The organism is Piscinibacter sp. PDB5-1, assembly GCF_056676035.1.
This window is the reverse complement of the sequence record NZ_JBWVZL010000005.1, coordinates 303,180-327,411: the sequence shown is the minus strand read 5'-3', so window position 1 is coordinate 327,411 and position 24,232 is coordinate 303,180. Positions and strand designations below refer to the sequence as shown.

29 protein-coding genes are annotated in these 24,232 nt (G+C 69.1%); 14 read left to right on the top strand and 15 right to left on the bottom strand.

What is annotated here, in order from left to right; translation table 11 throughout:
* Window positions 1-30: 30 nt before the first annotated feature.
* The 7 genes from AC1KAT_RS20405 to AC1KAT_RS20375 all read left to right on the top strand — a co-directional run bounded on the left by AC1KAT_RS20405 (window position 31) and on the right by AC1KAT_RS20375 (window position 6,301).
* Complete coding sequence (locus AC1KAT_RS20405; protein WP_480328832.1) at window positions 31-2,073, top strand: VIT and vWA domain-containing protein; 2,043 nt, start codon at window positions 31-33, stop codon at window positions 2,071-2,073.
* Window positions 2,074-2,085: 12 nt separating this feature from the next.
* Entirely contained in the window at window positions 2,086-2,928 is an 843-nt protein-coding gene (xrtQ, locus tag AC1KAT_RS20400; RefSeq protein ID WP_480328830.1) for an exosortase Q, read from the top strand.
* On the top strand, window positions 2,925-3,458 hold the full coding sequence (locus tag AC1KAT_RS20395; RefSeq protein WP_480328828.1) for a hypothetical protein: 534 nt from the start codon (window positions 2,925-2,927) through the stop codon (window positions 3,456-3,458). The genes xrtQ and AC1KAT_RS20395 overlap by 4 nt, the downstream gene beginning before the upstream one ends.
* A gap of 96 nt (window positions 3,459-3,554) precedes the next feature.
* A complete protein-coding gene (locus AC1KAT_RS20390) occupies window positions 3,555-4,196 on the top strand; it encodes a LemA family protein (protein ID WP_480328826.1) in 642 nt (213 codons plus the stop codon).
* A 9-nt stretch (window positions 4,197-4,205) separates the two neighbouring features.
* A complete protein-coding gene (locus tag AC1KAT_RS20385) occupies window positions 4,206-5,123 on the top strand; it encodes a TPM domain-containing protein (RefSeq protein WP_480328824.1) in 918 nt (305 codons plus the stop codon).
* Between the two features lie 4 nt (window positions 5,124-5,127).
* Window positions 5,128-5,652, top strand: coding sequence for a TPM domain-containing protein (locus AC1KAT_RS20380; protein ID WP_480328822.1), 525 nt, complete (start codon window positions 5,128-5,130; stop codon window positions 5,650-5,652).
* 82 nt (window positions 5,653-5,734) lie between these two features.
* Window positions 5,735-6,301: a DUF3617 domain-containing protein gene (locus AC1KAT_RS20375; protein WP_480328821.1), complete on the top strand. Its 567-nt coding sequence runs from the start codon at window positions 5,735-5,737 to the stop codon at window positions 6,299-6,301.
* A 41-nt stretch (window positions 6,302-6,342) separates the two neighbouring features.
* Here AC1KAT_RS20375 and AC1KAT_RS20370 read toward each other — a convergent pair whose 3' ends face one another.
* The 8 genes from AC1KAT_RS20370 to AC1KAT_RS20335 all read right to left on the bottom strand — a co-directional run bounded on the left by AC1KAT_RS20370 (window position 6,343) and on the right by AC1KAT_RS20335 (window position 11,968).
* Window positions 6,343-6,852 carry a hypothetical protein gene (locus tag AC1KAT_RS20370; protein WP_480328820.1) on the bottom strand — a complete coding sequence of 170 codons (510 nt, stop codon included), beginning with the start codon at window positions 6,850-6,852 and terminating at the stop codon, window positions 6,343-6,345.
* On the bottom strand, window positions 6,852-7,127 hold the full coding sequence (locus AC1KAT_RS20365) for a YbeD family protein (RefSeq protein WP_480328819.1): 276 nt from the start codon (window positions 7,125-7,127) through the stop codon (window positions 6,852-6,854). Before AC1KAT_RS20365 ends, AC1KAT_RS20370 begins: the two co-directional genes overlap by 1 nt.
* Window positions 7,128-7,265: 138 nt before the next feature.
* Window positions 7,266-8,141 (bottom strand): aminotransferase class IV, encoded by an 876-nt coding sequence (locus AC1KAT_RS20360; RefSeq protein WP_480328818.1) that lies wholly within the window; start codon window positions 8,139-8,141, stop codon window positions 7,266-7,268.
* Between the two features lie 56 nt (window positions 8,142-8,197).
* Window positions 8,198-9,382: a D-alanyl-D-alanine carboxypeptidase family protein gene (locus tag AC1KAT_RS20355; protein ID WP_480328817.1), complete on the bottom strand. Its 1,185-nt coding sequence runs from the start codon at window positions 9,380-9,382 to the stop codon at window positions 8,198-8,200.
* A 29-nt stretch (window positions 9,383-9,411) separates the two neighbouring features.
* Window positions 9,412-10,020: an alpha/beta hydrolase gene (locus tag AC1KAT_RS20350; RefSeq protein ID WP_480328816.1), complete on the bottom strand. Its 609-nt coding sequence runs from the start codon at window positions 10,018-10,020 to the stop codon at window positions 9,412-9,414.
* A gap of 17 nt (window positions 10,021-10,037) precedes the next feature.
* Window positions 10,038-10,364 carry a (2Fe-2S) ferredoxin domain-containing protein gene (locus AC1KAT_RS20345; protein WP_480328815.1) on the bottom strand — a complete coding sequence of 109 codons (327 nt, stop codon included), beginning with the start codon at window positions 10,362-10,364 and terminating at the stop codon, window positions 10,038-10,040.
* Window positions 10,365-10,404: 40 nt separating this feature from the next.
* Entirely contained in the window at window positions 10,405-11,532 is a 1,128-nt protein-coding gene (locus AC1KAT_RS20340; RefSeq protein ID WP_480328814.1) for a VanZ family protein, read from the bottom strand.
* Between the two features lies 1 nt (window position 11,533).
* On the bottom strand, window positions 11,534-11,968 hold the full coding sequence (locus tag AC1KAT_RS20335; RefSeq protein WP_480328813.1) for a CopD family protein: 435 nt from the start codon (window positions 11,966-11,968) through the stop codon (window positions 11,534-11,536).
* A 278-nt stretch (window positions 11,969-12,246) separates the two neighbouring features.
* Here AC1KAT_RS20335 and hemB point away from each other — a divergent pair, with 278 nt between their 5' ends.
* Entirely contained in the window at window positions 12,247-13,260 is a 1,014-nt protein-coding gene (gene hemB, locus AC1KAT_RS20330; RefSeq protein ID WP_480328812.1) for a porphobilinogen synthase, read from the top strand.
* Between the two features lie 7 nt (window positions 13,261-13,267).
* Window positions 13,268-14,386: a magnesium transporter CorA family protein gene (locus tag AC1KAT_RS20325; protein ID WP_480328811.1), complete on the top strand. Its 1,119-nt coding sequence runs from the start codon at window positions 13,268-13,270 to the stop codon at window positions 14,384-14,386.
* A gap of 10 nt (window positions 14,387-14,396) precedes the next feature.
* On the opposite strand, the gene ybeY is transcribed toward AC1KAT_RS20325, so the two are convergent.
* On the bottom strand, window positions 14,397-14,849 hold the full coding sequence (gene ybeY / locus AC1KAT_RS20320) for an rRNA maturation RNase YbeY (RefSeq protein WP_480328810.1): 453 nt from the start codon (window positions 14,847-14,849) through the stop codon (window positions 14,397-14,399).
* The gene (locus AC1KAT_RS20315) at window positions 14,849-15,814 is read right to left on the bottom strand and encodes a PhoH family protein (RefSeq protein ID WP_480328809.1); all 966 of its coding nucleotides are present in this window, start codon (window positions 15,812-15,814) and stop codon (window positions 14,849-14,851) included. The genes ybeY and AC1KAT_RS20315 overlap by 1 nt, the downstream gene beginning before the upstream one ends.
* 145 nt (window positions 15,815-15,959) lie before the next feature.
* On the opposite strand from AC1KAT_RS20315, the gene AC1KAT_RS20310 reads away from it, so the two are divergent.
* The 4 genes from AC1KAT_RS20310 (at window position 15,960) to AC1KAT_RS20295 (ending at window position 19,827) form a co-directional block, all read left to right on the top strand.
* Window positions 15,960-17,846 (top strand): sensor histidine kinase, encoded by a 1,887-nt coding sequence (locus AC1KAT_RS20310; RefSeq protein ID WP_480328808.1) that lies wholly within the window; start codon window positions 15,960-15,962, stop codon window positions 17,844-17,846.
* A gap of 122 nt (window positions 17,847-17,968) precedes the next feature.
* On the top strand, window positions 17,969-18,622 hold the full coding sequence (locus AC1KAT_RS20305) for a response regulator (RefSeq protein ID WP_480328807.1): 654 nt from the start codon (window positions 17,969-17,971) through the stop codon (window positions 18,620-18,622).
* Window positions 18,623-18,644: 22 nt separating this feature from the next.
* Complete coding sequence (ruvA, locus tag AC1KAT_RS20300) at window positions 18,645-19,217, top strand: Holliday junction branch migration protein RuvA (RefSeq protein WP_480328806.1); 573 nt, start codon at window positions 18,645-18,647, stop codon at window positions 19,215-19,217.
* A 133-nt stretch (window positions 19,218-19,350) separates the two neighbouring features.
* Window positions 19,351-19,827, top strand: a complete 477-nt coding sequence (locus AC1KAT_RS20295; protein ID WP_480328805.1) for a hypothetical protein — start codon at window positions 19,351-19,353, stop codon at window positions 19,825-19,827.
* 44 nt (window positions 19,828-19,871) lie between these two features.
* On the opposite strand, the gene AC1KAT_RS20290 is transcribed toward AC1KAT_RS20295, so the two are convergent.
* Entirely contained in the window at window positions 19,872-20,285 is a 414-nt protein-coding gene (locus tag AC1KAT_RS20290; protein WP_480328804.1) for a globin family protein, read from the bottom strand.
* Between the two features lie 224 nt (window positions 20,286-20,509).
* On the opposite strand from AC1KAT_RS20290, the gene AC1KAT_RS20285 reads away from it, so the two are divergent.
* The gene (locus AC1KAT_RS20285) at window positions 20,510-21,301 is read left to right on the top strand and encodes an SDR family NAD(P)-dependent oxidoreductase (protein WP_480328803.1); all 792 of its coding nucleotides are present in this window, start codon (window positions 20,510-20,512) and stop codon (window positions 21,299-21,301) included.
* A gap of 3 nt (window positions 21,302-21,304) precedes the next feature.
* On the opposite strand, the gene AC1KAT_RS20280 is transcribed toward AC1KAT_RS20285, so the two are convergent.
* The 4 genes from AC1KAT_RS20280 to ntrB form a co-directional block, all read right to left on the bottom strand.
* Window positions 21,305-21,772, bottom strand: a complete 468-nt coding sequence (locus AC1KAT_RS20280; protein WP_480328802.1) for a nuclear transport factor 2 family protein — start codon at window positions 21,770-21,772, stop codon at window positions 21,305-21,307.
* A gap of 207 nt (window positions 21,773-21,979) precedes the next feature.
* On the bottom strand, window positions 21,980-22,423 hold the full coding sequence (gene cynS / locus AC1KAT_RS20275) for a cyanase (protein ID WP_480328801.1): 444 nt from the start codon (window positions 22,421-22,423) through the stop codon (window positions 21,980-21,982).
* 35 nt (window positions 22,424-22,458) lie between these two features.
* Entirely contained in the window at window positions 22,459-23,379 is a 921-nt protein-coding gene (locus AC1KAT_RS20270; protein WP_480328800.1) for an ABC transporter ATP-binding protein, read from the bottom strand.
* Complete coding sequence (gene ntrB, locus AC1KAT_RS20265; protein WP_480328799.1) at window positions 23,369-24,232, bottom strand: nitrate ABC transporter permease; 864 nt, start codon at window positions 24,230-24,232, stop codon at window positions 23,369-23,371. The genes AC1KAT_RS20270 and ntrB overlap by 11 nt, the downstream gene beginning before the upstream one ends.

The window sequence follows — 24,232 nt, the reverse complement described above, 5'->3', positions numbered from 1 at the left end:
CCCCACCGAGCGGCCCGCAAGGAGAGACCCATGTTCCCGATCCGTTGGTGGCCGATGTCGAGCCTGGCGCGCGTCATCGCCTGCGCGTTGCTGTCCGTCGCGGCCGCGCTGATGACCGTGTGGGCCGCGCCGGCCTGTGCCGCCGAGGCCGCGCCGCCTCGGGCCGAAAGTCCGTACTTCTTCATCGAGAACGGCGACCCCGCAACCGACCGCCTGCCGCTGAAGGCCACGCAGGTGGACGTGCGCGTCGCCGGCGTGATCGCCGACGTCACCGTGACCCAGCGCTACCGCAACGAGGGCAAGAAGCCCATCGAGGCACGCTATGTCTTCCCGGGCTCGACACAGGCCGCCGTGCACGCGATGCAGGTGAAGCTGGGCGAGCGGGTGCTGACCGCGCGCATCGAAGAAAAGCAGCGCGCCCGGCACGACTACGAAGCGGCCAAGCACGAAGGCAAGGCCGCCGCGCTGCTGGAGCAACACCGCCCGAACGTCTTCCAGATGAACGTGGCGAACATCCTGCCCGGCGACGAGGTGCAGGTCGAGCTGCGCTACACCGAGCTGCTGTCGCCGACCGACGGGCTGTACGGCTTCGTCTTCCCGACGGTCGTGGGCCCGCGCTATGGCTCGCCCTCGGCGGCCGGTGCCGGCGCCAAGCGCTGGGCCGCGTCGCCCTTCTTCAAGCCGGGGCAGGAAACCCCCACGCGCTTCGAGATGCAGCTGACGCTCGATGCCCCCATGCCGCTGCAAGACATCCACTCGCGCACGCACGACATCGAGGTGCAGGGCACGGGCAGCAAGCAGGCCACCGTGACGCTGCGCGCCGGCAGCCGGGCCGCGAACAACCGCGATTTCATCCTGAACTACCGCCTCGCGGGCGCGGGCCTGCAGTCGGGGCTGATGCTGTACCAGGGCCGCGGGGCCGACGCTGGCGAGAACTTCTTTCTGGCGATGGTCGAGCCGCCGCGCGAGGTGAGCCCACGCGAGATCACGCCGCGCGAGTACGTGTTCGTGGTGGACGTGTCGGGTTCGATGCATGGCTTTCCGCTCGACACGGCCAAGGCGCTGCTGCGCGACCTGATCGGCGGCCTGCGTCCGAGTGACAGCTTCAACGTGCTGCTCTTCGCCGGCAGCAGCCACATGCTGTCGCCCACGGCGGTGCCGGCCACGCGCGCCAACATCGACCGCGCGCTCGACACGCTCGAGCGCGTCGAAGGCGGTGGCGGCACCGAGATCGTGCCGGCGCTGCGCCGCATCGCCGAACTGCCAAAGGCGCCCGAGGTGTCGCGCAGCGTGGTGGTGGTCACCGACGGCTACGTCAGCGTCGAGAACGAGGTGTTCGAGCTGATCGCGCGTCACCTCGGCCAGCAGAACGTGTTCGCCTTCGGCATCGGGTCGAGCGTGAACCGCCACCTGATCGAAGGCATGGCCCGCGCCGGTCGCGGCGAAGCCTTCGTCGTGACGGACGCGCAGGCGGCCCCGGCCGAGGCCGAGCGCCTGCGCCGCATGATCGAAGCGCCGGTGCTCACGCAAGTCACGGCGCGCATCGAAGGCCTGCAGACGAGCGAGGTGTTTCCGCAGGCGCTGCCCGACGTGCTGGGCGGCCGCCCGGTGGTGCTGTTCGGCAAGTGGCAGGGCGACCCGACGCACGCACGCGTGGTGGTCGAAGGCCGGGCCGCGAGCGGCCCCTACCGCGCCGAGGTCAAGGCCGACCTGCGCGAGCCCGCGCGAGCCGCCGCGCTGCGCCACCTGTGGGCGCGTCACCGCATCGCCATGCTGAGCGACCAGGAGGCGCTCGACGGCGACGGCGCCCACAAGGCCGCGATCACCGCGCTGGGCCTCAAGTACAGCCTGCTCACCGCCCACACCAGCTTCGTCGCCATCGACGAACGGGTGCGCACCCACGCCACGCCCGACACGGTGGACCACCCCGCCCCGCTGCCGGCCGGGGTGTCGGTCGCGGCCGTCGGTGTGGCGGTGCCCAGCACGCCCGAGCCGCCGGTGTGGATGTCGCTGCTGGTGGTGCTGTCGCTGGCGATGACGGCGATGCTGCGCAGCCGTCGCCGCTTCATCTGAGAGGCCAACGGCATGACCCCGACGATCGCCACCCACCCGCTCGGCCGCTGGCAGGCGCGCCTCGACGCCGTGCCACCGCTGGCCTGGCTGGGCGCGCAGGCCCTCGCGCTGTGGCCGCATGGGCGCTGGGCCGCCGCGCGCTTGAGCGATGGGTCGGACGACCCGCTGGGCGTGGTCGCGCTGGCCGCCTTGGCCGGGGCCGTCTGGCTGCTGCGCGACCGCTTGCGGGCCCGGCCGCGCCGGGGCTGGTGGCTCGCCGCGCTGGCCGGCACCGCGCTCGCGTCGCTGGCCCCGGGTGCCGTGCCGCCGCTGGCCGGCGCGGCGATCGCGGTGCTGTCGCTCGCGGCGGGGCTGCGCGCGTTTCTGCCCTCGGGCACCGGCTGGCTGCCGCTCGCGGGGCTGTCGCTCTTGAGCCTGCCGCTGCTGTCGTCGCTGCAGTTCTATGCCGGCTTTCCGCTGCGGGTGGTGACGGCCGAGCTGAGCACGCGGGCCTTGAACGCGGTCGGGGTCGCGGCCGAGCGCAGCGGCAGCGCGATGCAGGTGAACGGCCAGCTGATCGTCGTGGACGCGCCCTGCTCGGGCGTGCAGATGGTGTGGATGGCCTACTTCTGCGCCTGCGTGATGGCGCTGGCCCGCGCGCTGCCCGATCGCGCCTTCCTGCGCCGCCTGCCGGCGGTCGGCCTGCTGGTGCTGATGGGCAACGTGCTGCGCAACCTGGTGCTGGTGGGGCTCGAAGCGCGGGGGGCGCCGGTGCCCGAGGCCGTGCACGCGGGCGTCGGCCTCGCGGTGCTGGCGGCGGTGTGCGCGGCGGTGGTCGCCGTGCTGCGCGAGCGTCCGCTGAAAGGCCCGCGATGAAACCGCGCGACCCCGACGCCACCCGCCGCTGGATGGGCGGCAGCGCCCTGCTCTTCAGCGCCTGCGCGCTGGCGCCCTGGGCCGTGCGGCCGCACCTGGCCACGCCCGTGCCGCACGGCGCCGAATGGCCCACCACCTGGGACGGCCGCCCGCTGCGCCCCTTGGCGATGACGGCCGTCGAGCGGCGCTTCGCGGCGCGCTTTCCGGGCCGCATCGCGCGCCTGACCGATGGCGAGCAGGTGCTGGTGCTGCGCGAGGTGCTCACGCCCACGCGCATGCTGCACCCCGCAGCCGACTGCTACCGAGGTCTCGGCCACCGCATCACGCAGACCCGCCTGGAGCGCGACGCGCAGGGCCGCCTGTGGCGAGCCTTCGTCGCCGAGCGCGACGGCCAGGCCCAACGCGTGCGCGAGCGCATCGTCGATGCGGCCGGCCACGCGTTCACCGACACGTCGAGCTGGTACTGGGCCGCCGCCACCGGCCAGTCGCGCGGCCCCTGGCAGGCGGTGACGCTCGCCCAGGCGCTCTGACGGGGGTGCGGGCGCGGGGCCGCTTGAAAGCCCCACCGCCGACCCCAGTTTGCGCCGAGGGGGCGTTTAGCATCCCCCTTCCAGGAGGACACGCACATGATCGACATCCGATGGCTCGGCGGGCTGATGCTGGCCGCCGTCTTGACCCTGACCGGTTGCGGCTACAACGACTTTCAACGCCTGGACGAACAGCTGAAGGCGAGCTGGGCCGAGGTGCTGAACCAGTACCAGCGCCGTGCCGACCTGATCCCAAACGTGGTCGCCACGGTCAAGGGCGAGGCCAACTTCGAACAAGAGACGCTGACCAAGGTGGTCGAGGCGCGCGCCAAGGCCACGAGCATCCAGGCCACGCCCGAACTCATCAACAACCCCGAGGCCTTCGACAAGTTTCAAAAGGCGCAGGGCGAGTTGAGCGGCGCGCTGAGCCGCCTGCTGGTGGTCAGCGAGCAGTACCCCAACCTGAAGGCCAACCAGGGCTTCCAGGATTTGCGCGTGCAGCTCGAAGGCACCGAGAACCGCATCACCGTCGCCCGCAACCGCTACATCAAGGCGGTGGCCGACTACAACGTGCTGGCGCGCAGCTTTCCGACCAACCTCACGGCCATGGTCTTCAGCTACGACGTGAAGCCGAGCTTCACCGTGCAGAACGAAGCCACGATCAGCACGCCGCCGCCAGTCAACTTCGACAAGGCCCCGCCGCCTTCGGCCGCACCGGCCGCGCGCCCCGCGTCGGAATAAGCCAGCCCGATGCGTCTTGTGACCGCGCCACACCCGTGGCGCGCCCTCTGCCTGTTCACGGCCTTGCTGTGGGCGCTGCTGTGGGCCCCGCTCGCCGCGAGGGCACAAGACGTGCTGCCCGTGCCGCCCCTCAGCGGCCGGGTGATCGACCAGACCGGCACGCTCAGCGCGCCGCAGGTGCAGGCCCTCACCGCCAAGCTCGAAGCGCTCGAACGCGAGCGCGGCTCGCAGCTCGTCGTGCTGATGGTGCCGACCACGCAGCCCGAAGACATCGCCGCCTACGCCCAGCGCGTGGGCGAGCAATGGAAGATCGGCCGCAAGGACGTCGGCGACGGCCTCTTGATCGTCGTCGCCAAGAACGACCGCAAGGTGCGCATCGAGGTCGCCAAGGCGCTCGAAGGCGCGGTGCCCGACCTCGCGGCCAAACAAATCATCAACGACCGCATCCAGCCGGCGTTTCGTGCGGGCGACTTCGCCGGTGGGCTGAACCAGGCCATCGACCGCCTCGCCGCGCGCATTGGCACCGAGGGGCTGCCCGAGCCCTCGGCCACCGACCGCTCGCCGGGCGGACCGAGCGGCGGCGGCTTCGACCTGGGCGACCTGGCGATCTTTCTGTTCGTCGGCGCGCCCATCCTGGGTGGCGTGCTCACCAGCGTGATGGGCCGCAAGCTCGGCTCGGTCGCCACGGCCGGTGCCGTGGGCGCACTCGGCTGGTGGTGGACGACCAGCCTGCTCATCGCCGGCGGCGCCGGCCTGCTCGCCTTGCTGCTGGTCGGCGTGATGGGCGTGGGCTCGCGCCGGGGCGGCGGCGGCCCGGTGATCTGGGGCGGCGGGGGCGGGGGCTCCAGCGGCTGGGGCGGTGGAGGTGGCTTCAGCTCGGGCGGCGGCGGCGACTTCGGCGGCGGTGGCGCCTCGGGCGACTGGTGATGCGATGACGACAAGCCCTCAGACCAACCGCCTCGTGCGCATAGCGCGCCACCTCTGGCTCGACGCCAGCGACTCGCAGCGCGCGCTCGGCACCGGCGCCTTGCAGCGCCTGCAGCAGCGCGTCGAGCAAAGCGAGCTGACGCACAGCGGCGAGATCCGCATCTGCGTCGAAGCTGGCCTGCCCACGTCTTACCTGTGGCGGCGTGCCAGCGCCCGCGAACGCGCCATCGCGATGTTCGGCAAGCTGCGCGTCTGGGACACCGAGCGCAACAACGGCGTGCTGATCTACCTGCTGCTGGCCGAACACCGCATCGAGATCGTGGCCGACCGTGGGCTCAACCCGCTCATCACGCCCGCGCAGTGGGAGGGCGTGGCGGCCGGCATGTCGGCGGCGTTCAAGGGCGGGCAGATCGAAGCCGGCCTCGCGCAGGCGGTGGACACGGTCGGCGGCTGGCTGGCGCAGCACTTTCCGCTGGCGCCCGGTGAAGCCAACCGCGACGAGTTGCCGAACGCCGTTTTCTTGCGGTAGTGCGGCCCCGGTAGCCGGCGCCCGGTCGCCGGTGCCATCATCGTGAACCCCGGCGTTCATCGCCTCACGACAAGGACCCGCCATGCCCGCACGCTTTGCCGCTTGTCTCACGGGCCTCGCGCTGACGCTCGCCGCGTCGGCCCAGGCCCAGACCCCGCCCATCAAACCCGGCCTCTGGCAGCTGCACAACTCGCGCATGTCGCAAGGCGGCCAGGCCATGGACATGGGCGCGCACATGAAGAACATGCCGCCCGAAGCGCGCAAGCGCATGGAAGAGGTCATGAAGCAAAAGGGCATGGACCTCGGCGCCGGCGACGGCACGATGAAGATCTGCATGACCAAGGAGTCGCTCGACCAGGGCAACTGGCGCGGCACGCAGCACGGCTGCACCACCGACTTCAAGAACCGCACGGCCAGCAGCTGGAAGTGGTCCGCCGTGTGCACCAACCCGCCCAGCGAGTCCGAAGGCGAAGCGGTGTTCACGAGCCCCGAGGCCTACACCGTCAAGAGCAAGACCACGGTGACGCGCGGCGCGCAGAAGCAGGTCATGGACATGACCGTCAACGCCAAGTGGCTGGGCGCCGACTGCGGCGGCCTGAAGCCGATGTCGCCAGACACGATGGGTGCGCCGCCCAAGCCCCCACGCTGACCCCTTGACGGCCGATTACCGAGCGGTCCAGGCGCGCGGCCTCACTTGCGCGCGAAAAAGGGCTCGGTCGCCGTGGCGCGGTGCGTGGTGAAGGTGTCGCTGAACCACAGCTCGTACCCGGCGCCGTTCGACACGTAGTGCATCAGCCCCGGGCGCAGCCAGCGCCCGCCCGGCACCGGCTGCTTCAGGGCGGCCAGCGTCTCGGGGTAACGGCCGACACGCTGCCGGTAGGCCTGGATCGCCTGCCGCAGCGCATCACCCTCGCGCAGGCAGGCGCCATGGGCGCGGTCGAAGCTCGACAAGCCCGCCGAGAAGGCCCCGACGACCACGCCGGCCGCCAACAGGCTGAGCAGGGCCCGCAGGCGCAAGCGCTTCGGCCCGACCGCCAGCACCAGCCCGAAGGCGGTGAAGGCCAGCACCAGCGTGCCGGCCGTGCCGTCGAAGCGGTTGCCTTCTTCACCGAGCGCGAACGCCATCACCGGCAGCGCCAGCGCGAGCACGATGCCCAGCCGGCGCCACGCGAGCGCGAGCCAGCCGCTCTTGGCGGACATCACAACACGATCTTCACCATCGGGTGCGTGGACAGCGTGCGGTACAGCTCGTCGAGCTGCTCGCGGCTGGTGGCGGTGATGGTGATCGTGAGTCCGAGGTACTTGTTGCCGGCGCTGGGGCGCTGTTCGAGGCTGGCTTCGGTGAAGTCGGGGTCGAAGTTCTGCGCCACCTGCACGATGGCCGCGGTGAAGCCTTCGACGTTCAGGCCCATCACCTTGATCGGGAAGCGCGAGGGGTACTCGATCAGCGACTGCTCGGGCGGGATCTCTCTCATGGTCGTGCTCATCGACGGAAGTTGGGGGCGAGGGCGCCAATGGCAATGCCCAGGGCGCGATTGTCCGTCCGCCGGCCGGCACTCCATGCACACCGGCGATCGGGCCGCGCTGCGATGGCGGTGCCGCGCCTCAGCCGCTCAGATGCACGACAGCGTCTTCGCCCGCTGGTAGGCCTCGAACAGCCGCGCGTACACCGGCCCGGGCTTGCCGCGCAGCGCGCCATGGCCGACCGGCTCGCCGTCGATCTGCGTGACCGGCAGAACCTCTTTCGAGGCCGAACTCAGCAGCACCTCGTCGGCGATGCGCAGGTCCGATTCGGGCAGCGGCCGGCGGTTGAACGGCAGGTCGGCGTCTTCGCACAGCTCGCGGATCAGCGCGCCACGCACGCCCTCGACGCTGTCTTCGCCCTGCGCCGGGCCCAGCACCGCGCCTTCGATCACCAGCCACACGCTGCCGCTCGCGCCTTCGGTGAGGCAGCCATCGCGCAGCAGCAGGGTCTCGGCAGCGCCGGCGTCGGTGGCGATCTGGCGTGCCAGCACGTTGGCCATCAACGAGGTCGATTTGATGTCGGCGCGCGGCCAGCGCCAATCGCGCCCGGTGACGCAGGCCACACCGTGGCGGCGCTGCTCGGGCGTGGGCGGGTGCAGCGGGCTGGTCATCACGAACACGGTCGGCGCGAGGTCGCTCGGCGCCGACAGCTCGCGCGGGCCCACGCCGCGCGTGACCTGCAGGTGCACGACCTGGTCGTCGGCCGCCTGGGCCGCGATGAGGCGGCGGCAACACGCCAGCCAATCGGCGCGCGACAGCGGGTTGGCGATGCGCGCCCGGGCCAGGCTGCGGTCGAGCCGGGCCAGGTGTTCGTCGAAGCGGAAGAGGCGCCGGTCGTACACCGGCAGGGCTTCGAAGACGCCGTCCCCGAAGAGGAAGCCCCGGTCGAGCACCGGGATCCGGGCCTCACGCAGCGGGCTGTACTCGCCGTTCAGAAAACACAGCGTGTCGGGGACTGCTTGCATGCTTCACCTCCACAGCGCCGCCGGGCATGGGCACCCGGCAGTGGAAGCGAAGCAGGTTACTTGATCCAGAGGCGGATGGCGTCCCAGGCGCGGCCGAAAATCCCTGCCTGCGGCACGGGTTCCAGCACGACGAGCGGCCGTTCGGCCACCACCTGGCCCGTCGCGGTGGTCACTTTCAGCGTGCCCACGCGCTGGCCTTGCTGCAGCGGCGCGACCAGCGGGTCGGTGCGCTCGATGCGCGTCTGCAGCTTGCCGCCTTCACCGCGCGGCACGCTGACGAACACGGCGCCGGTGCTGCCGAGCTTGGCCTCGTTGACCGCGCCCTTCCACACCGGCACGGTGGCCACCGGCTTGTCGGACTCGAACAGGCGCACCGTGTCGAAGGCCTGGAAGCCCCAGTTCAGCAACTTCTGGCTTTCGTTGGCGCGTGCGTCCATCGAGGCGGTGTTGAGCACCACGCTCAAGAGGCGCCGCTTGCCGCCGCCATTGCCGCTGGCCGCGAGGTTCGGGAAGTCGCGCTGCGCCGACGCGATCAGGCAGTAGCCCGCCGCTTCGGTGTAGCCGGTCTTCATGCCATCGACCGTCGGGTCGCGCAGCAGCAGCACGTTGCGGTTGCTGTCGTTGGCTGCGGGCGAACCCTCGTAGCGGTACTTCTTGATCGAGTACAGCGGGTAGAACTCGGGGAAGTCCGTGATGATGCGGCTCGCGATCACCGAGAGGTCGCGCGCCGTGCTCTTGTGGCCGGGCTGCGTGAGGCCGGTGACGTTCTTGAACACCGTGTTCTTGAGGCCCATGGCCTGGGCCTGCCGGTTCATCATCGCGATGAAGTTGTCGAGCGTGCCGCCCACCCCCTCGGCCAGCACCACCGACGCGTCGTTGCCCGACTGCACGATCATGCCGCGCAAGAGGTCGGACACCTTGGGCGTCATGCGCGGCTCGATGAACATCAGCGAGCCGCCGCCCTTGCGTTCTTCCCACGCGCGCAGGCTCACCGGCAGGGTCTGGTCGAGCGTGAGCTTGTGTTCGCGCAGCGCGGTGAACACCACGTAGGCCGTCATCAGCTTGGTCAGCGAAGCTGGGTCGGCAGGCGCGTCGGCCTCGCGTGCGGCGAGCAACTGGCCGGTCGTGACGTCGAGCAGCACATAGCTCTTGGCCGCGATCTCGGGCGGTTGGCCGACCTGGGCGAACGAGGGGAAGGCGGTGCACACGAGCACCAGAAAACAGGCAAGCAGTCTCTTCATCGACATGGATTGGATTTCAAGCAACGGGCTCACGCGGCCGGCACGGGCCAGCCACGAGTCACCAGGTTTTTGAGCAGCACGAGCTGCCCATGAAAGAAGTGCCCGGCACCGGGAATGACGGTGACGGGCAGCGATTGCGGGCGGGCCCAGTCGAGCGTGGCCGACAGCGGCACCACGTCGTCTTGCTCGCCATGAACGACCAGCGTGGCGTCGGACACGGTGGGCAGTGAATAGTTCGACGTGGCCGGCGCGATGAGCACCAGCCGTTCGAGCCGGTGCCCGGCCGGCAGGCGCTTGGACGCCGCCGCGGCCACGTAGCCGCCGAACGAGAAGCCGCCCAACACCAGCGGCAGCGCCACGTCTTGTGCGGCGACCACGGCCAGCGCGTCATCGACCTCGCCGCGGCCTTCGTCCCACGCGCCTTGCGACGCGCCCACGCCGCGAAAGTTGAAACGCACCGCGCGGTAGCCCAGTTGCACGAAGGCCCGGGCCAGCGTCTGCACGACCTTGTTGTCCATCGTGCCGCCGTGCAGCGGGTGCGGGTGGCACAGAACCGCCACCCCGCGTGGCGTGCCCGCAGGCTCGTCCACCGCGCATTGCAGGGCACCGGCCGGGCCGGGGGTCGAGGTCGCGCTCATCGCCGCAGGCAGGCGGGTCAACGGCCGACGTTGGGCGCCAGCACCAGCCGCTCGACGATTTCGCCCTTCTTCAGGTGCGATTCGACGATCTCGTCGATGTCGTGCGCGTCCACGTAGCTGTACCAGACGGCCTCGGGGTAGACCACCGCCACCGGCCCGCCGGCGCAGCGGTCCAGGCACCCGGCCTTGTTGACGCGCACGCCACCGGGGCCGGCGAGGTTCTCGGCCTTCACACGCGCCTTGCAGCGGTCGAAGCCTTCTTGTGCGCGGTGCTGGGCACAGCTGTCTTCGCCGTTCTCGCGGTGGTTCAGGCAGAAGAAGATGTGGCGCTGGTAATAACTCATGGGCGGCGATTCTACGAACGCCCCTTCGCCGGGGGCGCCTTCAGCCCTCTTTGCCCATGCGGTCGTCGCGCGCGACGATGCGCGTGAACAGGTGCGCGATGGCCGCGTAAGGCCACAGCCAGCCCACCCACTGCGCCGCGCCGTGAAAGCGGATGAAGCGGCCTTGCTCCCAGTCGTTCAGGCTTTGCGCGAAGTACGGGTCGGCCGGCGCCTGCGCCACCAGCGCGACCAGCGCGGTCAGCACGACGAGGCCCAGCCCGGCCGCGCCGCGCCGCGGCAGCACGGCAAGCAGAAAGCCCAGCGCCATCGCGCCGATCCAAGCCGGCGCCACGGCCGGGGTGACCCAGGTCAGCGCGTGCTGCGGGCCGAAGTTCATCGCCGTCGACAGCGTGGTCGTCGCAAAGCCCAAGGCGGCCGCGCCCACCACCAGCACCGCTCGCCGCCAGCCCGCCTGCGAGATGCTGAAGCCCACGAGGCACGGCGCCAGCAGGCCGAGCAGCACGGTCAGCAGCTCGGTGCCCCGCGACAGCGGCGTGAGCACGAGGCCGGCGTCCCACCAGCCATCGACCCAGGGCGCCCAGGGCGTGCCTTCGAGTTGATCGACGACAAAGACCTGCAGGCGACCGAGCACCTGGCCCAGGCCCAACGGCACCGGCGTCGGGAACAGCAGACCCAGCGGCCACAGCAGCAGCAGCGCCAGGCCGCCGGCGCTGCGGTCGATGAACCAGCGGTCGCGCACGGTCTGCCAGCGCGCCACGCCGCCCAACAGGTGCACGATCACACCGAGCAGCACACCCAGCAGCGTGCCGGCGGTGTTGAAGGCGAGGTCCATGCCCGAGGGCACGCGCTGCGGCAGGTAGTGCTGGATGCTTTCGAGCACCAGCGACAAGCCCGCACCCGCGAGCGAGGCCAGCAGCGCCGACCAGTGCACGCGCCAGCCGCTGCGCACCATGGCGCCGAAGGCCAGCACGCCCAACGGCATGTAGCCGACAAGGTTCGAGACCACGTCGAACCAAGTCCACCAATGCGGCCACGGCAGGTAGGCGAAGCCGAAACGCGGCACCACCGCCGGCACGCGCCAGCCCGTGAAGGGCGAGAGCGTGGCATAGGCGATCAGCGCGGCATACAGCAGCGCCAGCGGGATGGCCGAGCTGCGGTGCCTCGCCACGTCAGAAGGGCTTGACGATCACGAGGATGACGATCGCTGCGAACAGCAGCACGGCCGACTCGTTGAACACGCGGAACCACTTGTGGCTGCGCGTGTTGGCGAACTGCTCAAACTTACGCAGCAGCGAGCGGCAGGCGTGGTGGTAGCCAACCACGAGCACGACGAGCAGGAGCTTCGCGTGCATCCAGCCCTGCTTCATCCATTCGAGGCCGGGCCAGAACAGCAGGGCGATGCCCAGCAGCAGCGCCGGCACCATCAACAGGCTGCTGAAGCGGTAGAGCTTGCGCGCCATCAAGAGCAGGCGCTCGCGCTCGGCATGGCTGTCGGCCGGCACCATGGCCAGGTTCACGAACAGGCGCGGCAGGTAGAAGAGGCCGGCGAACCAGCTCGCCACGAAGATCAGGTGCAGGGCCTTGACCCAGGGATACAGACTCATGCGCCGGGATTATGAGCACCGGCCGCAGGTCAAAAAAAAGCCCCGGCATCGCCGGGGCTGGAAAGCCTCATCGCTGTCATCACGGTAAGGCTCCTGCTCAGGGAGGAAAAGCAGGGAACGACAGCCTCGCGGCTATCATTCACGGGCGACTGTATCAGAAGCAGTCACAACTGTTGACACCTCGGCCACCCAGGAAAACTCGCGGGTTTCCGATTCGTGAAATGCATCGCGCCCAGGGCCGTTTTCGCCCAGCCGAAGGATCCCCAAGGACATCTCGCGTGGCCATCCTCCCTCCCCTGCCCCCGTTCCCTGCCAGCCGACAGCGCCGCCTGCGCCGTGACGAGGCCATCCGTTCACTGGTGCGCGAGCACCACCTGCGGGCCAGCGACCTGATCCTGCCGGTGTTCGTGCTCGAAGGTCAGAACCAGACGCAGGACGTGGCCTCGATGCCCGGCGTGCAGCGCCTGAGCCTCGACCGCCTGCTGCCGGTGGCCGAAGACTGCGTGGCGCTGGGCATTCCGGTGATGGCGCTCTTTCCGGTCATCGACACGGCGCGCAAGACCGAGGACGGCCGCGAAGCGACCAACCCTGAAGGCCTGGTGCCCACGGTGGTGCGCGAGCTGAAGAAGCGATTCCCCGAACTCGCGCTCTTGACCGATGTCGCGCTCGACCCGTTCACGAGTCATGGCCAGGACGGCCTGCTCGACGCGACCGGCTACATCCTCAACGACGAGACGGTGGCGGTGCTGACGCAGCAGGCGCTGGTGCAGGCCGAAGCGGGCGTGGACATCGTCGCGCCCAGCGACATGATGGACGGGCGCATCGGCGCGATCCGCACGGCGCTCGAAGCGCGCGGCGCGATCCACACCAAGATCATGGCCTACAGCGCCAAGTACGCCAGCGCCTTCTACGGGCCCTTCCGCGACGCGGTGGGTTCGGCCAAGAACCTCGGCAAGAGCAACAAGAAGGTCTACCAGATGGACCCGGCCAACAGCGACGAGGCTCTGCGCGAAGTGGCGCTCGACATCGCCGAAGGCGCCGACATGGTGATGGTCAAGCCCGGACTGCCCTACCTCGACATCGTGCGCCGCGTGAAGGACACCTTCCGCATGCCGACCTTCGCCTACCAGGTGAGCGGCGAATACGCGATGGTCAAGGCCGCTGCCGCCAACGGCTGGCTCGACCACGACGCAGTGATGATGGAAAGCCTGCTCGCCTTCAAGCGCGCGGGCGCCGATGGCGTGCTGAGCTACTTCGCGCGCGACGCGGCGCGCCTGCTGAAGCAGGGCTGACCGCCGCATGCGCGTCTTTCACATCGGCCCCGACCAGTTCGTCGAACTCGACGGCGTCCCCGAGCAACTGCCGGCCACCGGCTACCTGTGGGTGGGCAGCGCGCGGCGCGAGTTCGAGGTGAACATCGCCGAGCTGCAGGCCGCCTTGCAGCGCTGGACCGGTGGGCAACTCGTGGACCTGCACGTGTCGGACCTGCTGAACAACCAGCTGCCCTCGCACTTCGAATACACCTCGTGGTACGACATGCTCGTGTTTCGCCGGCTCGCCGCCGGCACGGGCAGCAGCAGCATGTTCCTCGACGAGCAGAACGGCACCTTGTCGAGCGCGCGACAGGCGCTCAATGCCATCGACACCAGCCCGGTGGGCTTCGCGCTCTTCGATCGCGTGCTGCTCACCGTGCACCCGACCGACTGCCAGGTGCGCGACTTCTTCGCCACGCGCCTGCAGCAGATGGCGCAGGTCAGCGAACAACGCGCCGACGTCGTGCGCAACATGGCCTCGCGCATCCCGGTCAGCCCGCCCGACCTGATGCTTCGCATGGTCAACCACATGGTGGACGGCTACCTCGAACTGCGCCGCCTGCTGACCAAGCAGCTGGGTTACCTGCAGCACGAACTGTTCAACCCGCGCGGGCGCTTCGACAGCTGGCAGGTCTTGCTCGATTCGCGCAACACGCTGCACCTGCTCGAAGACACCTGCGAAGACCAGCGCAGCGCCATCGTCGAGTGGATCGACGCGCTCGACGAGTGGCCGCAGGAAGCCGACCCGCAAGCCGCGCGCGAACGCGAACTGCTGCGCGTGCGATCGCGCGACGTGCTGGAGCACATCGAGCGCGTGCTGAGCCACGTGCGCCGGCTCGAATCGTCGGCCGAAGGCGCGGTGCAGATGCACTTCTCGGCGCAGAGCAACCGCACCAACGACATCATGCGGACGCTGACGGTGCTGACCGCGATCTTCCTGCCGCTGAACCTGATCACCGGTTTCTTCGGCATGAACTTCGATTCGCTGCCGCTGATCCACGACAACGCGGGCGTGTGGTTCGCCTCGCTGATCATGCTGTTGGTGGCGATCGGGCTCGGCTTCTTCTTCTGGCGCAAGCGCTACCTGGGCACCTCGCACCGCTGAGCGGCGCAGGCTACTTCGCGTACGGGTCGGCGAAGCCCAGCGTCGCCATCACGCGCGACTCTTCGGCCTCCATCGCCTCGGCCTCGTCGTCGTCTTCGTGGTCGTAGCCCTGCGCGTGCAGGGTGCCGTGCACCAGCATGTGCGCGTAATAGGCGTCGAGCGGCACGCCTTGCTCGCGCGCCTCGGCCTCGATGACCGGGGCGCACAGCACCAGGTCGGCCATCACGACCGGCTCGTGCGCGTAGTCGAAGGTGAGCACGTTGGTCGCGTAGTCCTTGCTGCGGAACTCGTGGTTCAGCCTGCGGCCCTCGTCGGCATCGACGATGCGCACGGTGATCTCGGCCGGCGCTTCGAGCGCCGCACGAATCCAGCGCACAACCTTGTGGCGCGGCAGCTGCGCGCGGTGGCGCGCATCGGCGAATTGCAGCGACAGGCCGAGCGTCGGCCGGGGCGCGGCAGCCATCAGCGCTCACCTTCCTTGTCGTAGGCCTCGACGATGCGCGCGACCAGCGGGTGGCGCACCACGTCGGCGGAGGTGAAGCGCGTCATCGCGATGCCCTTCACGCGGCGCAGCACGCGCTCGGCGTCGATCAAGCCGCTGTCGGTGCCTCGCGGCAGGTCGATCTGGCTCACGTCGCCGGTGACCACGGCCTTCGCGCCGAAGCCGATGCGCGTGAGAAACATCTTCATCTGCTCTCGCGTGGTGTTCTGCGCTTCGTCGAGGATCACGAACGCGTGGTTGAGCGTGCGCCCGCGCATGAAGGCCAGCGGTGCGATCTCGATGGTGCCCTTCTCGAAGGCCTTGCTGACCTTGTCGAAGCCCATCAGGTCGTAGAGCGCGTCGTACAGCGGGCGCAAGTACGGGTCCACCTTCTGCGCCAGGTCGCCGGGCAGGAAACCCAGGCGCTCGCCGGCCTCGACCGCCGGGCGGGTGAGCACGATGCGCTGCACGGCGCTGCGTTCGAGCGCATCGACCGCGCAGGCCACGGCGAGGAAGGTCTTGCCGGTGCCGGCCGGGCCGATGCCGAAGGTGATGTCGTGGTCGAGGATCTGCCGCAGGTACAGCTGCTGGTTGGGCGTGCGGCCGACGAGGTCGCTGCGGCGGGTGCGCAGCACGGGTTCGTCGCCCGCCGGGCCGTCGGGGGCTTCGCCGGTGCTGGTGCGTCCCTGGCCCGCGACCGCCTCGACCAGCGCGAGTTGAAAGGCCTCGGGCGGGATCGGCTTCTTGGCGCGGTCGTACAGCGTCTGCAGCAGGCCCACCGCACGCTCGGCCGCCTGCTTGCCGCCTTCGACACGAAAGGATTCGTTGCGCCGCGAGATGCTCACGTCGAGCGCGGCTTCGATCTCGCGCAGGTGTTCGTCGAGGCTGCCGCACAGGTGCGACAGGCGCGTGTTGTCGAGGGGGATGAATGCGTGTCGCAGGATCACGAAGCGGCCTTTCGGGTCACCCCGGCGCGCATCGCACGCGCCCATCGGCAAACGCACCCGGGTGGCGCGGAGTCGCGCCACGCCCCGGGCTGGGGAGCGCGATTGTCGCGCGGCGCGCAAAGCCCATCCTGCACAATCGCCCGCCATGCACGCACGCCTCGCCCGACGCCCCATCCACCCCTGGTTCGATCGGTTCGTGCGCGGCCTCTGGCTGCTGGCGGCGCTGCTCATGGGCGGGCTCGCCGGCGCGGCCGATGGCGGTGGCGTGCAGGTGCTGAGCACGGCGCTGTCGGCCCAGGGCGATGCGGCGAGCACGGGCTTTCCGGTGTCGGCGGCGGCGCGCACGGTCTCGCTGCCCGACGAATGGCGCGCCACCCGTCCGCGCGAAGACGGGCCGGTCTGGTACCGGCTCACCTTCGCCGCCCCCAAGGGCGACGCGGCCAGCCGGGGCCTGATGGGTGCCTACATCGCCCGCGCCTGCACCAACATCGAGATCTACCTCAACGGCTCGATCGTCTACAGCGGCGGTCGCATGGCCGAACCGGTCACCCGCAATTGCTTCTACCCTCAACTGGCGGCGCTGCCCGCCGGCCTGCTGCGGCCCGACGGCAACGTGCTCGACGTGAAGGTCATGGGCTACGCGCTGCAGAAGGTGTCGGGTCGGCAACGCGCGGGCAGCATGTCCGAAGTGCAGATCGGGCCCTATGCCGAGCTGGCCGCCGAACACGGCGCGCTGCTGTTCTGGAACGTCTCGCTCGTGAAAGCGATGACGGTCGCCATGGTGGTGCTCGGCCTGTACATGCTGTACCTCGGCTGGCTCAACCGGGCCGACGTGCACTTCACCTACTTCGGCCTGCTGACCCTGACCTGGGCGCTGTCATCCATGCGGCTGTGGTGGCAGCAGGTGCCTTTCGACCACGCCACCATCGAGTTCATGACCAGCGTGTGCTTCGCGCTGATCGCCGCATCGGGCGTGCAGTTCCTGCTGAGCCACGTGGGGCTGCGCTCGCGCACCATCGAGATCGGGTTGATCGTGCAGATCCTCGCGGTGCCGCTGACGCTGGCCCTGGCCGGGCCGAACCGGCTGTTCGTGTTTTCGAGTGCCTGGTACCTGCTGATGTCCACCGAGGTGGTGGCCATCATGGGCCTGTACCTCTGGGCGAGCCACAAGACGCGGCGCAGCCAGTTCTGGTTCATGGCGGGCGTGCTGCTGTGCGTGGCCACGTTGATGGCGTTCGAGATCGCCACCCAGTACGAGCTGCTGCCGATGACGAGTTTCTCGCTGCTGCACGTCACCATGCCCTTGATGTTCATGCTGGTCGGCGCGTGGCAGCTGCGGGGCTTCGGGCGTGCGCTGCAGGCCTCTGAGGCCGATCGCATGTCGCTGGAAAGCCGCGTGCACGAGGCCACCGCCGAGATCGAGCGCAACTTCGCGCAGATGGCCGAGCTGCGGGTCGAACAGGTCACCGAGAAAGAGCGCAAGCGCATCGCCGCCGACCTGCACGACGACCTGGGCGCCAAGCTCCTGACCATCGTGCACACCAGCGAGTCCGAGCGCATCTCGTCGCTCGCGCGCGAGGCGCTCGAAGAGATGCGCCTGTCGGTGCGCGGCCTCACCGGCAAGCCGATGCAGGTGGCCGACGCGCTGGCCGACTGGCGCGCCGAGACCGTGCTGCGCCTGGGCCAGGCCGGCATCGAGGCCGACTGGAAGAGCCCGACCGAGGAGGTGACGCAGCAGCTGTCGGCGCGCGCCTTCGTGCAGACCACGCGCATCCTGCGCGAAGCGGTCAGCAACATCATCAAGCACAGCGGCGCGTCGCACTGCAAGGTGCGTTGCAGCATCGGCGAGAGCGAGTTCCAGCTCGTGGTGCAGGACAACGGCAAGGGCATCCCGATGGAGCTCGACGGCAAGCTCGACCGCGGCCATGGCATGGCCAGCATGAAGCACCGCGCCAAGCAGATGGCCGGGCAGTGCCTGGTCGAATCGGGCCCGGGCTACGGGACCGTGATCCGGCTCACGCTTCCGCTCTGAGCGGCGCGGGCCCCGGGGTTTTTGCGGACCCCAATGCGGCCCTATTGCCGGCTTTTGCACCCCCTGCTCCGGGTGGTGGCTGTTAGGATGTTTCGGCTTACTTCATTCTTACGGACGGGTCCATGAACAAGATCTTGTTGCTCGAAGACTTGCCCGAGATCCGGGCCTGGCTCAAGGCCCTGGTGCTGCAGGTCTTTCCGCAGGCACAGATCTCTGAAAGCGCGCGCGTGCACGACGCGCTGGCACTGATCAGCGCCGAACGCTTCAACGTCGCCCTGGTCGACCTGGGCCTGCCCGACGGTTCGGGCGTGGACGTGGTCGCCGCGCTGCGCGAGGCGCAGCCCGAGGCGCAGTCGGTGGTGGTGACCATCCACGACGACGACGACCACCTCTTCCCGGCGCTGCAGGCCGGTGCCTTCGGCTACCTGCTGAAAGAGCAGCCGCGCGAGCACTTCGTCGAGCAGTTGCAGCGCATCAGCCAGGGCGAGCCGCCGCTGACGCCGTCGATCGCCCGCCGCGTCATCGCCTACTTCGCCGCGCAGTCCAAGCCGCAAGAGCGTCCGCAGAACCTGCCGCACGTGCAGCTCACCGACCGCGAGAACGAGGTGCTGCTCTGGGTCGCCAAGGGCTTCACGCTGCCCGAGATCGGCACGCAGCTCAACCTGAGCCGCCACACCATCGCCGACTACGTGAAGCAGATCTACCGCAAGCTCAACGTCAGCTCGCGTGCCGAGGCGGCACTCGAAGCGCAGCGCCTGGGGCTGTTCCGCCGATGAACGTGCCGACGAGCCAGCGCCGATGATCGGCCGCCTGAGCGGCACCCTCGCCGAGAAGAACCCACCCCAACTGCTCATCGACGTGAACGGCGTCGGCTACGAAGTCGATGTGCCGATGAGCAGCTTCTACAACCTGCCCGGCCTGGGCGAGCGCGTGGTGTTGCTCACGCACTTCGTCGTGCGCGAGGACGCGCAGGTGCTGTTCGGCTTTCTCACCGCCGAAGAGCGCGCGACCTTCCGGCAACTGGTCAAGATTTCGGGCGTCGGCCCGCGCACGGCCTTGTCGATTCTTTCGGGCCTGTCGGTGGGCGAACTCGCGCAGGCCGTGTCGGCGCAAGAGGCCGGCCGTCTGGTCAAGGTGCCGGGCATCGGCAAGAAAACGGCCGAACGCCTGCTGCTTGAGTTGAAGGGCAAGCTGGGCCCCGACCTTTCGCTGCCGGCGGCGGTGACCAACGACGCGCAGGCCGACATCCTGCAGGCCCTGGTCGCGCTGGGCTACAGCGACCGCGAAGCCGCGCTCGCGCTGAAAAACCTGCCTGCCGACGTGGGTGTGAGCGAGGGCATCAAACTCGCGCTGAAGGCCCTGGCCAAGTGATCGGGGCGCGGGCGTTGGACGCGCGCCGCAGTTCTCGTAAACCCCCAAGCCCGAGCCTCGAACGCGCGTCCAGAATGAGTGTGAGTCGCCGCTTCGGGTGTCCCCATTGATCAGTCCTCGTCTCGTTGACAGAGTGGAGCGATCGCTGCGCAAGCGGCTGAATATCGACGTTCGGGCGCACCTCGTGCGCTACGCCTCGCGGGCGCACAGCGAGGAAGAGTTCGTCAATTCCGCCGGCCGCCTGCTGCTCGACCCCAAACAACGCCAGCAATGGCTCGCCTCGTGGGCGCCCCGCATCCACAGCGAGAACAGCGACACCTCGCCGGTGCCGCTCGACACCGACAGCGTGCCGCCCAGCACCTTGCCACCGCCCGAAGAGTCGCTGCCGCCCTCCGAGGTGGTGAGCATCCCGGCGTGGATCGACGAAGAGGCTTGGTACCAGTTGCGCGAAGCGCTGGGCCATGAGCTGGGGCCCAGCGCCGCCGCGCTGATGGAGGTTGAAGCGGCCCGCTCACAGTCGGCCGCGCAGCTGCGAGACCGACTGCACGCGCACCTCGAAACCGCCGAGCAGCGCGCCAGCTTCCTGCGCAACACCCGCCCGCTGGGCTGAGTGAGCCCATCAAACCCGGGACGGGGCGGCAGAGGCTCGCGCCATCAAGCCGGCGTGCGTGCCGCGTTCTTCATGGTTGCGGCCATCACGCCGTAGACGTCGGTCCAGGCGCTCTTCACCTCGGGCGTGAAGGCGTCGCCGAGGCCTTGCCCCAGGGTCTTGAGCAGGGCGCCACCGACGGTTTCGTAGTGGGCGTCTTGCACGCCGTAGCCACCATGGCGTTCGCCGAGCTTTTGCAGCACGGGCATCAGCACCTCGGGTTCGTTCAGCTTGCCCACGGCCACGCCGATCATCTGCATCAGCTTCTGGCCTTGCTGGACCATGTCGCCCCGGAACAGCGTGCGCAGCGAGGGGTCGGCCTCGAACAGGTTGTTGTAGAAGAGTTCGGCGGCTTGCGGGGCGATTGGAGCGACGAGCTGGAAGCTCTCTTGCACGAGGCGGACGGCATTGGCGTTCATGGCGGTGGCTGGGTTGAAGTGGAAGGTGACCACGCCGTGCAAGCCCAATGCCGCACCGGCGCGGTGCGCATGATGCCGTGACGTGACCAGCGCCCTGGCGGGGCGTTGCGTGGGCGCTGCAGGCCGCCGCGCGCGACGGGCGGGGCGCGCTGTCGCAGGCGGGGCAGAAAGCGCGGGCGAAGCTGGTGATACTCGCGGCTTCGTCCACTTTTTTCTGCGCACCCATGGAAACGCAACGTCTTCAAGGCAAGTCGGCCGTCGTCACCGGCGCGGCCAGCGGCATCGGCCGGGCCAGCGCCCTGTTGTTCGCCCAGCATGGGGCCCGCGTGGTCGCAGTGGACCGCGCCCCCGAGGTCGAAGCCACGGTGGCCGCCATCCGAGAAGCCGGCGGCACCGCCATCGCGCAGGTGATGGACACCTCGGTCGAGGCCAACGTGCAGGCCTACATCGACACCGCCGTGAAAGAGTTCGGCGGCCTCGACGTGTGCTTCGCCAACGCCGGCATCAGCGGCGGCCTGAAAACGATGGACGAGCTGAGCGTCGAAGACTGGCAGCGCATCCTCAACATCAACCTGATCGGCAGCTTTCTGGCGGTGAAGTACGCCTCGCGCGTGATGACCGCCGCCGGCAAGGGCTCGATCATCTGCACGGCCTCGGTGGCCGGCATTCGCTCGGGTGCCGGTGGCGTGCCCTACAGCGCCAGCAAGGCCGGCGTGATCAGCCTGGTGCAGACCACCGCCAACCTGCTGGGCGGCACCGGTGTGCGGGTCAACGCGATCTGCCCGGGGCTGATCGAGACGGGCATGACGCAGCCGCTCTTCGACCGCGCCCGCGAGCGGGGCGCCGAACGCAAGATCGGCCAGCTCAACCCGCTGCGCCGCTACGGCCTGCCGCCCGAGATCGCGGGCGCGGCGCTCTTCCTCGCGTCGGACGACTCGTCGTACGTCAACGGCCAGGCGCTCGCGGTGGACGGCGGCCTGACCAGTTCGCTGCCGGTGGTGCCGCCGAAGATGTGATCGTCAAAGGCCCAGGTCGCTCAGGGATGGGTGATCGTCGGGCCGGCGGCCGAGCGGCCAGTGAAAGAGGCGCTCGTCGGCTGGGATCGGCAGGTCGTTGATGCTGGCGAAGCGTCGGGCCATCAGGCCCTGCGCGGTGAATTCCCAGTTCTCGTTGCCGTAGCTGCGAAACCACTGGCCCGAGTCGTCGCGCCATTCGTAGGCGAAGCGCACCGCGATGCGGGCGCCGTCGAAGGCCCACAGCTCCTTGATGAGGCGGTAGTCGAGTTCGCGCGCCCATTTGCGCTGCAGGAATTGGCGCACCTGTTCGCGGCCCACGGGGAACTCGGCGCGGTTGCGCCAGCGCGTGTTTTCGGTGTAGACCTGCACCACGCGCTCGGGGTCGCGCGAGTTCCACGCGTCTTCGGCCATGCGGACCTTTTGCGCGGCGGTGTCGGGCGTGAAGGGTGGGAGCGGGGGTTTGGCGGTCATGGGGCTCGGGGGGGGCAGGCTTCGATCCCTCAGCCTGGAGGCACTGCGCGGTGCGGGGCCCTTCGATACCTCAGGGCGAACGGAAGTCAGGGCGAGTAAAACGAAGCCCAGCGGCCCGAGGAGGGCCGCTGCCCCGCCAAGTTGAGATCGCCGTGCGCAGCACGGTGATGTTCGAACGCGGCGAATTGAGCCGTCACCCGTGACGTCTTAATAGGTTTTGTAGGGCAGGAACTTGCCCGACATCACGATGCTGACGCGGTCGCCCATCGGGTTCGCTTCGCGCTTCAAGTCCATCTTGAAGTCGATGGCGCTCATGATTCCGTCGCCGAACTCTTCGTGGATTAGCTCCTTGAAGGTCGTGCCGTACACGCTCACCAGTTCGTAGAAGCGGTAGATCAGCGGGTCGGTCGGCACCGAGGTCGGCAGCGAACCCTTGTAGGGCACGACCTGCAGCCACTTCTGTTCGGCGTCGCTCAGCGAAAAGATTTCGCCGACGATGCCGGCCTGCTCGGGCGTGAGCGTCATCTGGCCCAGGCAGGCGGCCGTGACCCATTCTTTGCTCAGGCCGACTTTGGCGGCCACGTCGGACCATTTGATGCCCTTGGCAACTTTGGTGGCGACGATTTTTTCGGTGACGTCGAGGCGGCTCATGCGGTTCTCCTTGGAGCGTTGTTGTCGAGGAAGGGTCACACGACCCGCTGGAGCGGCGGCCGTGTGTGGGGGTCGGGATGGGGGGTCTGCGGCGCCGCGTCGTCCGGCACCAGCCCGGGGCGCACCTCGGGCGGATGCGCCGGCGCCTGGCCGTGCGACAGCGCTTTCGAGCGCGCGACGAGAAAGTCCACCAGGTGGTTGCGGATGCGGTAGTACTGCGGGTCGTGGTGCAGCGTGGCGCGTTGCCGATCGCGCGGCAGCGTGTTGACCACCACCTCGGCGACGCGGGCCTGCGGGCCGTTGCTCATCAAGAGGATCTTGTCGGCCAGCAGGATGGCTTCGTCCACGTCGTGCGTGATCATGAACACCGTCTGCTGCGTGTCGGCGCAGATCTTCAGCAGTTCGTCCTGAATCGTGCCGCGCGTCAGCGCGTCGAGGGCGCCGAAGGGCTCGTCGAGCAGCAGCATCTTGGGTTGGATGGCAAAGGCCCGCGCGATGCCCACGCGCTGCTTCATGCCGCCCGACAGGGCCTGCGGCTTCTTGTCGATGGCTCCTGTCAGGCCCACCATCGCGACGAACTTCTCGACCTGCGCGTCGACCTGCGCGGCCGACCAGTCGGGCCACTTGCTGCGCACCGCGAAGGCGATGTTCTTGCGCACCGTGAGCCAGGGCATCAGCGCATGGCCCTGGAAAACGACGCCGCGCTCCAGGCTCGGGCCGACGACCTCGCGGTGGTCCATGAAGACGTGGCCGCTGCTGGCTTGTTCCAGGCCTGCCAGCACGTTGAGGATGGTCGTCTTGCCGCAGCCCGAGTGGCCGATGATGCAGACGAACTCGCCCTTGTCGATGCCGAAGTTGACCGCGTCGAACACCGGCTCGGCACTGCCCGGGTAGGCCTTGGCGAGGTTTTCGACCCAGAGAAAGGGGCGCTGCGCAGCCACGGCTTCAATCGACATAGGTCACCGCCTTCTGCAGCCGTCCGAACATCGCATCGAGCCCCATGCCGACCACGCCGATCACGGTGATGGCGAAGATCACGTGGGTCAGCGAGAGGTTGTTCCACTCGTTCCACACGAAGTAGCCGATGCCGGTGCCGCCGACCAGCATCTCGGCGGCCACGATCACGAGCCACGCGATGCCCATGCTGATGCGCATGCCGGTGAGGATGGTCGGCGCCGCCGCCGGCAGGATCACCTCGAAGGCGGTGCGCAGCGGATTCACTTCGAGCGTCTTGGCCACATTGAGCCACTCGCGCCGCACGCTGCTCACGCCGAAGGCGGTGTTGATCAGCATCGGCCAGATCGAGCAGATGAAGATCACGAAGATGCCGGAGGCCGACGAGTCCTTGATCGTGTACAGCGCGATGGGCATCCACGCGAGCGGCGAGATGGGTTTCAGCACCTGGATGAACGGGTCGAGCGCGCAGTAGACCAGCGGGCTCATGCCGATCAGAAAGCCCAGCGGAATGGCCACCAGCGCGGCGATCAGGTAGCCGAGCCCGACACGCCCGAGCGAATGCCCGAGCTGGATGCCGATGCCCTTGTCGTTGGGCCCGTTGTCATAGAAGGGCTGCGAGAGCTGCGCCACGAAGGTCGCGCCCATCTGCGCTGGCGTCGGAAAGCCCGACTTCTGCGGCGCACCGCCCTCGGCCGCCGGGTCCTGGCCCATCAGCTGGGCGTACTCGACCTGTTCGGCGCTGAGCGTGGGGGCTTTGCTGGCCACGGGGTGGGTCGCCACGTGCCACACGCCCAGCACGCAGAGCAGGATCAGCGCCGACAGCAATGCCGACTTCACACGCAGGGACGCCAT

Coding starts and splice junctions, on each gene's coding strand:
- AC1KAT_RS20405 (WP_480328832.1), top strand. CDS start 31: ATGTTCCCGATCCGTTGGTGGCCGATGTCGAGCCTGGCGCGCGTCATC.
- xrtQ (WP_480328830.1), top strand. CDS start 2,086: ATGACCCCGACGATCGCCACCCACCCGCTCGGCCGCTGGCAGGCGCGC.
- AC1KAT_RS20395 (WP_480328828.1), top strand. CDS start 2,925: ATGAAACCGCGCGACCCCGACGCCACCCGCCGCTGGATGGGCGGCAGC.
- AC1KAT_RS20390 (WP_480328826.1), top strand. CDS start 3,555: ATGATCGACATCCGATGGCTCGGCGGGCTGATGCTGGCCGCCGTCTTG.
- AC1KAT_RS20385 (WP_480328824.1), top strand. CDS start 4,206: ATGCGTCTTGTGACCGCGCCACACCCGTGGCGCGCCCTCTGCCTGTTC.
- AC1KAT_RS20380 (WP_480328822.1), top strand. CDS start 5,128: ATGACGACAAGCCCTCAGACCAACCGCCTCGTGCGCATAGCGCGCCAC.
- AC1KAT_RS20375 (WP_480328821.1), top strand. CDS start 5,735: ATGCCCGCACGCTTTGCCGCTTGTCTCACGGGCCTCGCGCTGACGCTC.
- AC1KAT_RS20370 (WP_480328820.1), bottom strand. CDS start 6,852: ATGTCCGCCAAGAGCGGCTGGCTCGCGCTCGCGTGGCGCCGGCTGGGC.
- AC1KAT_RS20365 (WP_480328819.1), bottom strand. CDS start 7,127: ATGAGAGAGATCCCGCCCGAGCAGTCGCTGATCGAGTACCCCTCGCGC.
- AC1KAT_RS20360 (WP_480328818.1), bottom strand. CDS start 8,141: ATGCAAGCAGTCCCCGACACGCTGTGTTTTCTGAACGGCGAGTACAGC.
- AC1KAT_RS20355 (WP_480328817.1), bottom strand. CDS start 9,382: ATGAAGAGACTGCTTGCCTGTTTTCTGGTGCTCGTGTGCACCGCCTTC.
- AC1KAT_RS20350 (WP_480328816.1), bottom strand. CDS start 10,020: ATGAGCGCGACCTCGACCCCCGGCCCGGCCGGTGCCCTGCAATGCGCG.
- AC1KAT_RS20345 (WP_480328815.1), bottom strand. CDS start 10,364: ATGAGTTATTACCAGCGCCACATCTTCTTCTGCCTGAACCACCGCGAG.
- AC1KAT_RS20335 (WP_480328813.1), bottom strand. CDS start 11,968: ATGAGTCTGTATCCCTGGGTCAAGGCCCTGCACCTGATCTTCGTGGCG.
- AC1KAT_RS20325 (WP_480328811.1), top strand. CDS start 13,268: ATGCGCGTCTTTCACATCGGCCCCGACCAGTTCGTCGAACTCGACGGC.
- ybeY (WP_480328810.1), bottom strand. CDS start 14,849: ATGGCTGCCGCGCCCCGGCCGACGCTCGGCCTGTCGCTGCAATTCGCC.
- AC1KAT_RS20310 (WP_480328808.1), top strand. CDS start 15,960: ATGCACGCACGCCTCGCCCGACGCCCCATCCACCCCTGGTTCGATCGG.
- AC1KAT_RS20305 (WP_480328807.1), top strand. CDS start 17,969: ATGAACAAGATCTTGTTGCTCGAAGACTTGCCCGAGATCCGGGCCTGG.
- ruvA (WP_480328806.1), top strand. CDS start 18,645: ATGATCGGCCGCCTGAGCGGCACCCTCGCCGAGAAGAACCCACCCCAA.
- AC1KAT_RS20290 (WP_480328804.1), bottom strand. CDS start 20,285: ATGAACGCCAATGCCGTCCGCCTCGTGCAAGAGAGCTTCCAGCTCGTC.
- AC1KAT_RS20285 (WP_480328803.1), top strand. CDS start 20,510: ATGGAAACGCAACGTCTTCAAGGCAAGTCGGCCGTCGTCACCGGCGCG.
- AC1KAT_RS20280 (WP_480328802.1), bottom strand. CDS start 21,772: ATGACCGCCAAACCCCCGCTCCCACCCTTCACGCCCGACACCGCCGCG.
- cynS (WP_480328801.1), bottom strand. CDS start 22,423: ATGAGCCGCCTCGACGTCACCGAAAAAATCGTCGCCACCAAAGTTGCC.
- AC1KAT_RS20270 (WP_480328800.1), bottom strand. CDS start 23,379: ATGTCGATTGAAGCCGTGGCTGCGCAGCGCCCCTTTCTCTGGGTCGAA.
- ntrB (WP_480328799.1), bottom strand. CDS start 24,232: ATGGCGTCCCTGCGTGTGAAGTCGGCATTGCTGTCGGCGCTGATCCTG.